At 67.4% G+C, this 5,930-nt stretch carries 6 protein-coding genes; 2 read left to right on the top strand and 4 right to left on the bottom strand.

Annotation, left to right across the window (positions count from 1 at the left end; all coding sequences use genetic code 11):
- Positions 1–130: 130 nt before the first annotated feature.
- Positions 131–496 carry a hypothetical protein gene (locus KWI83_RS37415; protein ID WP_218518830.1) on the bottom strand — a complete coding sequence of 122 codons (366 nt, stop codon included), beginning with the start codon at positions 494–496 and terminating at the stop codon, positions 131–133.
- A gap of 911 nt (positions 497–1,407) precedes the next feature.
- Between KWI83_RS37415 and KWI83_RS37410 the strand changes: the two genes are divergently transcribed.
- Positions 1,408–2,055 (top strand): winged helix-turn-helix domain-containing protein, encoded by a 648-nt coding sequence (locus tag KWI83_RS37410; protein WP_256363372.1) that lies wholly within the window; start codon positions 1,408–1,410, stop codon positions 2,053–2,055.
- A 380-nt stretch (positions 2,056–2,435) separates the two neighbouring features.
- Here KWI83_RS37410 and KWI83_RS37405 read toward each other — a convergent pair whose 3' ends face one another.
- From KWI83_RS37405 to KWI83_RS37395, 3 genes are all read right to left on the bottom strand, one after another.
- The gene (locus tag KWI83_RS37405; RefSeq protein ID WP_218518828.1) at positions 2,436–3,896 is read right to left on the bottom strand and encodes a SulP family inorganic anion transporter; all 1,461 of its coding nucleotides are present in this window, start codon (positions 3,894–3,896) and stop codon (positions 2,436–2,438) included.
- Positions 3,897–3,910: 14 nt separating this feature from the next.
- Positions 3,911–4,492 (bottom strand): carbonic anhydrase, encoded by a 582-nt coding sequence (locus tag KWI83_RS37400; RefSeq protein ID WP_218518827.1) that lies wholly within the window; start codon positions 4,490–4,492, stop codon positions 3,911–3,913.
- A 75-nt stretch (positions 4,493–4,567) separates the two neighbouring features.
- On the bottom strand, positions 4,568–4,966 hold the full coding sequence (locus KWI83_RS37395) for a hypothetical protein (RefSeq protein WP_218518826.1): 399 nt from the start codon (positions 4,964–4,966) through the stop codon (positions 4,568–4,570).
- Between the two features lie 529 nt (positions 4,967–5,495).
- Between KWI83_RS37395 and KWI83_RS37390 the strand changes: the two genes are divergently transcribed.
- Complete coding sequence (locus KWI83_RS37390; protein ID WP_218518825.1) at positions 5,496–5,930, top strand: hypothetical protein; 435 nt, start codon at positions 5,496–5,498, stop codon at positions 5,928–5,930.

The following is a 5,930-nucleotide window of genomic DNA, read 5'->3' as shown; positions in this document are numbered from 1 at the left end:
CCGGCAAGAACGGCCCGATGAACTCCCACTCCTCGTCCGTGAGTTGCGCACGTGTCACACCCAAGTCCTACCCGATCAGCACCCCAGCCAGGACCCGATACCCGATTTTGATCACAAATACAGACACTCCCTAGGAGGGCACGGGCCAGTAGTCGCACAGAGGACCGGTCACCTGGTCCTCGCAGAGTTCCACCCCGATGATGGTGCCGGAGAACCTGGCGTTCCCGCAGCCGGCTGACGATCCGTTGCCGTCGCGCACTGTCCCCGCATAGCCCCCGTACTTGACGTAGAACTTGGCGTAGACACCGTTTCCGTCTCGTTCGATGTCGCAGACCTCGACCCATTCGCGGTCGGCGCCTACACCGGCGTAGTTTTTCCCGAGATACGCCCGGAAGTAGCTCGCCGCCTGGGCCGGCAGGGTGGCGGCGAGAACGAGCATGAGGGAGCCTGTGAGCACCGAGGCCAACCTGACGAGGCTCGTTTTACCGATCTTCATCTCTCCTCTTTCGGTGTGCGGATGTGGCGAGTCGGGCCTCATGCGGCCCTGGTGGTGTGCGGCTGGCGCGACCCCGTGACTGAGCCCACCTGCGTGCACACCTCGGATGTCAGCACGTGGCCAAGTGGCTGTACGACCCCGTGATCGTCTCCTTGAACCAGTACTTTCCCTGCCCAGGGGCCAGGGTCCAGCACGGGCTGTCGGTGCCCCAGTCGACAATGACCCTCACCCGCACGGTGTAGGTGCAGTTGTTCTTGATGTTCACGCCGAACCCGGACGGGTCGTCGTCCCAGTAGCGTGAGACGCACGTGGGTGCCTCAGCCGTGGGACCCGGCGCCGGAGCCGCAGCAGCCGTAGGGGACGAAACGGCCAATGCGCCGCATATCGCCGCCGTGGTGACCGCGGCAGTGGTCAACTTCCTGGAAATTCGCATGCCCTGCTCCCCCTTTTGAGTGTGTGGTTTCAGGATGCGAGAGGGCCGGGGCTGAAGCCAGGTCCTTTCATGTGAGCCGAAAAACCACTGCTCAAGGTGGCGCGAGGCATGCAGAATCCGAACCCTGATCGGTGGGAGGTCTGTGATGCTCAGGGTGCACTTCACAAGCGAGGATCTGCTCCGTACCAGACTCGCCTCGGGACCGCACCCCCTATGGGAGGCGATACTCAGTGCCAACCTCCTGGGCAACCGGGACGGACAGGCAGTCTTCGACGGCTGGCGCCTGCGTACCCGGTCTGCGCTACGCCACCTCCCACCGGAACAGGTTCGGCTCATCCGCTGTCTCGCTCCGCCCTGCGGTGATTTTCCTGACTTCCTCACCCCTCCTCAGGGAGCACAAGACCTGGCAGCGGGCGTCGAAGCCGTCCTGTGCACTCCCTTACCGCGAATACGCCGGGAGTTGGCCGTCCTCCCCAGGTTGCCGAAGTGGACCCGGCCGCTACTGGACGGCGAGCCGGCGGCGTTGCGGACGCTCGGGCAGTCACTTCGCGCGTACTACACCTGTGCCGTCGAAACACACTGGCAGCGCATTCAGGCGCTCACCGACGCCGACCGCGGGGTGCGCGCACGAGCCGTCCTGCACGGTGGAGTCGAGGCAATGCTTGAGAGCTTCCGGCCGACGTTGCGGTGGAGTCGGCCGGTGCTGGAGGCCGACTACCCTATCGACCGCGACCTTTACCTTGCGGGCCGGGGTCTGCTTCTCATCCCATCGGTGTTCTGTTGGCGTACCCCGGTCACGTTCATCGATCCGGGGCTCCCCCCGACCCTGGTGTATCCGGTGACCCGGGGGCCCCGATGGTGGACGGGCCACCAGACGATCCCCCGTAAAGGCCAGGCGCTGCGGCGCTTGCTCGGGGAAAGCCGCGCCATGGCTCTGCGTGCTGTCGAAGACGGTTGCACGACCGGAGAACTTGCCCGACGTACCGGACTGGCCTCACCCACTGCCAGCCAACACGCCACCACCCTCCGCGAGGCAGGCCTGATCGCGTCCACTCGGCGAGGAAACACGGTGATCCACACCCTCACCCCGTTGGGAGCGGACGTGCTCACCGCGAACCCTGAGTAGCGCCTTTCCCACATCGAGCTGGACCCGAGCCTGCTCAGCTCGTTCACCCGGACGGCACTCGTCCGACGGGCCTGGCCTGGTGACCGGGGCGGACTGCACGGACATCGGCACGCACGACTGCGGCACCAGGGGCCTTTATGGCTATCCACAAGGGTGTTGGTCTGGCAACTATGCCCAGCCGCCTGTGACGCCCCAGGCTCATGGTGCGCTGGAGAGAGTGACCCCACGCCAAGGGTCGAGGAGCCCGCCCTCTGTGGAGGGGGCAGCGGGCTCCGACGTGCAGGGGCAGGCTCGGTAACCCCCGTGACGGGTCTGCCCCTGCGCACGCATAAGGCGACCCGGGCGCCCAACCACTGTTGGGCGCCCGGGCCTTCTTGCGGTCAGACGCTGGTGGTGACCTTCACGGGCTCGGTGCCCGTGTCACTGTGCCGCGCGGCCCAGTTCTCCAGGGCCGTACGGCAGGCGTGGTCGAGGTGGTGCAGGCCGGACAGATCAAGCTCGACCGGCCGGTCCTGGGGCAGCGACTCCAGGCTGTCGAGGATCTTCGGCAGCCGCAGGAAGGTCGCGTTGCCCGAGGCGTACACCTGGATGGGGCCGGCGCCCTTGTCGATGACCTCCAGCCTGATGTGTGAGGCTTCCCAGGCGGTCTTGACCACGGACAGGGCGAGACCGATGAGCACGCCCTCGAACATGTTCACGGCGACGATCGACACGGCGGTGACGACGAGGATCAGCGCCTCACCCTTGTGGCCCCGCCACAAGTCCCCGATCTGGCGGAACGGGATGAGCTTCCACCCCGCGTGCACCAGGATGCCGGCGAGGGCGGGAACCGGGATCAGCGCCAGGGCGGACGGCAGCGCGGCCGCGAACAGCAGCAGCCACACACCGTGCAGCACACGCGACGCCTTGGTCTTCGCGCCCGCGTTGACGTTGGCGGAGCTGCGCACGATCACCGCGGTCATCGGCAGCGCACCGAGCAGACCGCACACGGTGTTGCCCGCGCCCTGGGCGATCATCTCCTTGTTGTACTGCGTGCGCGGACCGTCGTGCAGCCGGTCCACGGCCGCCGCGCTGAACAGCGACTCGGCCGAGGCGATCAGCGCGAACGCCACGATGGTGCCCCAGATGGCCGGACTGGCCAGCTCACCGAACGCCTCGGACCCCGGCGGCTGGATGACACCGAGCAGACCCTCCACCTGGACGGTGGCGACCGGCAGGCTGAAGGCGAGCGTGGCGAGCGTGGCCAGCAGTACCGCCGCGAGGGCGCCGGGCACGGACCGCACCGCCTTCGGCATCTTCTTCCACAGCACGATGACGGCGACGGTGCCCACGCCGATCGCGAGCGAGGCCAGAGCCTCGGTGCTGCCGAGCGCGTCGGCGAACGCCCCGGGCAGACCCACGATCTTGCCCAGACCGCTCTCCGGGGCCTTCAGGCCCGCCGCCGCATAGATCTGTCCGGCGATGATCACCAGACCGATACCGCAGAGCATGCCCTCGACGACCGAGAGGGAGATCGCTCTGAACCAGCGGCCTATCCCGAAGAAGCCCATGGCGAGCTGGAGCAGACCGGCCATCAGCACGATCACGCCGAGCGCGGCCACTCCGAACTCGCTGACGGCCTCGAAGACCAGCACGGTCAGGCCCGCGGCCGGACCCGACACCTGAAGGCTGCTGCCGGGCATGAGCCCGGTGACGAGGCCGCCCACGATGCCGGTCACCAGGCCCAGCTCCGCGGGGACCCCGGAGGCGACGGCCACACCGACACACAGCGGCACGGCGACCAGGAAGACGACGATGGAGGCGAGGAAGTCCTGCCTCAGGTAAGGGAACTTCGACAGCATGGTCGCAAGTCCCCTCAGAGCGTCTCGAACGTGTCGGTCTCCGCGCGGTGTTCCCGCACGGTTCCGGTGTGGACTTCGTAGTACCAGCCGTGCAGCTGGAGTTGACCGGCCTCCAGGCGCTGCTCGATGTACGGGTAGGAGCGCAGTCGCAGCAGCTGGGCGAGGATGTGGTTCTGCACTGCCTCGGCGACCGTCGGGTCGCTGGGGTCCGAGCACTTGGGTTCGTCCGCCGCGTGCGCGAGCCAGTCACGCACGGCGGGTACGGCGTTCAGGTCGTCGTGGCGCACCACCGCGCCGACGGCGCCGCAGTGGGAGTGGCCGCAGACCACGACGTGCTGGACGCCGAGCACCTCCACGGCGTACTCGATGGTGGCCGCCTCGCCGGTGGGGGTGCCGGAGCCGTAGGGCGGGACGATGTTGCCCGCGGTGCGCAGCTCGAAGAGCTGGCCGGGGCGGGCGCCGGTGATCAGGGCCGGGACGACCCGGGAGTCGGCGCAGGTGATGAACAGGACCTCGGGCGACTGGCCTTTGGCGAGGCCGGCGAACTCCTCAGGGCGCTGTCCGAACATACGGGCGTTGTCGATGAGGGGCTGCATATGTGGTGACTCCTCCTGGCGCGCCGCTGTGGCGCGTCGGGGTTTACAGGACAGGTGGGGGGACTGCTCTGCTGCTCAGCAGCGGAACACCTGAAGTGCGGCCGGAGAATGAGCTATTGCCGATCCCGGCTTGCGGTGGAGCGCGGTGCCGCGTATGACCTCTTCGTCTGCGGCTGTCCGGCTCCGCGTCAGCAGAGGCCGATCCGGCGCCTCGGGCACGAAGTCGGCGGCGCGGTCCCGGTCGCGGTTGTGCACAGGGCCGCTCGGGACCTTGAGGTCGCCGTCGCCTCGGCAGTGGACGATCTCGTCGCGCAGCGCCTCGCCGGAGGGCTTGATTCCGGGCTGAGCGTTGGCCACGGCGTGACGAGCCGTGTGTACGGATGCGAAGGACGCCGTGGGCGCGAAGAACGGGAGAGCGAGCAGGACGGCGGCGAGGACCGATATCACGGTCCGGACCGTCGCACCTCCGAACATGCGCCCCCTCCCAGGCAGTTCACGCCTCACGTGTGTACCAACGCTTGGTCAATGATCAGTCAAGAAATAGATTAGCCCAGCAAAATCCTTTGCAGGGTTAACTCAAGGTTTCGGCCTCAGGGCGGGTTCTCCCCTGGCCTCTTCGTGGGCGGGGTGACAGGCCGCGGTCAGTCTGTCGAGTCTGATGGCTACCCAGCCGAACACGCGGCCAGGCGGGCGATGACGAGCGGTCGGCGGGACCTGGTTTTTCAAGGTGCCGTTGGCCAGCGCGCTGACGCTGACCGAGCCCCGGCCGCGACGGTAACGCTGGCGCTGCCGATCGTGGCGGCGTGGGCCGGTGCCGGAACGTCCCCCGCTCGGCCGCTGGCCGGCCGCGTCAACAACCGCGCGGGCCGATGGGCTCCGGGGCGAGCAAGAGAGGCCAGGGGGGCGCGATCCGTGGTGTCCGTGTTCGAGGAATCGTCATCCCGTAGCCGGGAACGAGCGGAATGGGGATCTCGTTCCCATGTGCCTTGTAAGGTCATCCCTCGTGTTCCTTGCCCAGGTAGAGCTCCCCTCCGGCCGGCGAATCCGTCTGTCGGAACTCCGGCTGTCTTTGACCTATACCGGGATGGTGGATGGTGTGCCGTGCGTAGAACTCAACGATCTTCTGGTGGCCCGTCTGGCCCAGCGTGCCGAGCGAATGTTTCCCGCGCTCCCCATCCACGTGATACCTCCTCTGCGTACCTCCCTCAGGCCGAGACTGGACGGGGAACGGCTGCCAGCCGTCAGCTGCATCGGTGTTTTCACCTCGGATCCAGTAGAGGCGGACAACGACCCGGCCCTGCTGTCCGAGCTGGTCATCTCTGAGCTGACTGTCGCTTGGTTCCAGACCGACGCCTCGGCCCTGATCGGTGAGGACGTACTGCCGTCGATCCTGAGCCTGCGCTGGGACGACCTGGCCAAGAACACCGCATTGTTGTAG

It is taken from the genome of Streptomyces sp. TRM70350 (genome assembly GCF_019219825.1).
Taxonomy (GTDB): domain Bacteria; phylum Actinomycetota; class Actinomycetes; order Streptomycetales; family Streptomycetaceae; genus Streptomyces.
Note: the sequence above shows the minus strand (reverse complement) of the source record. Positions and strands in the feature narration are given on the sequence as shown.

Bases quoted from the DNA above. Each gene is read 5' to 3' on its own strand.
- KWI83_RS37415 (WP_218518830.1), bottom strand. From the start codon at position 496: ATGAAGATCGGTAAAACGAGCCTCGTCAGGTTGGCCTCGGTGCTCACA.
- KWI83_RS37405 (WP_218518828.1), bottom strand. From the start codon at position 3,896: ATGCTGTCGAAGTTCCCTTACCTGAGGCAGGACTTCCTCGCCTCCATC.
- KWI83_RS37400 (WP_218518827.1), bottom strand. From the start codon at position 4,492: ATGCAGCCCCTCATCGACAACGCCCGTATGTTCGGACAGCGCCCTGAG.
- KWI83_RS37395 (WP_218518826.1), bottom strand. From the start codon at position 4,966: ATGTTCGGAGGTGCGACGGTCCGGACCGTGATATCGGTCCTCGCCGCC.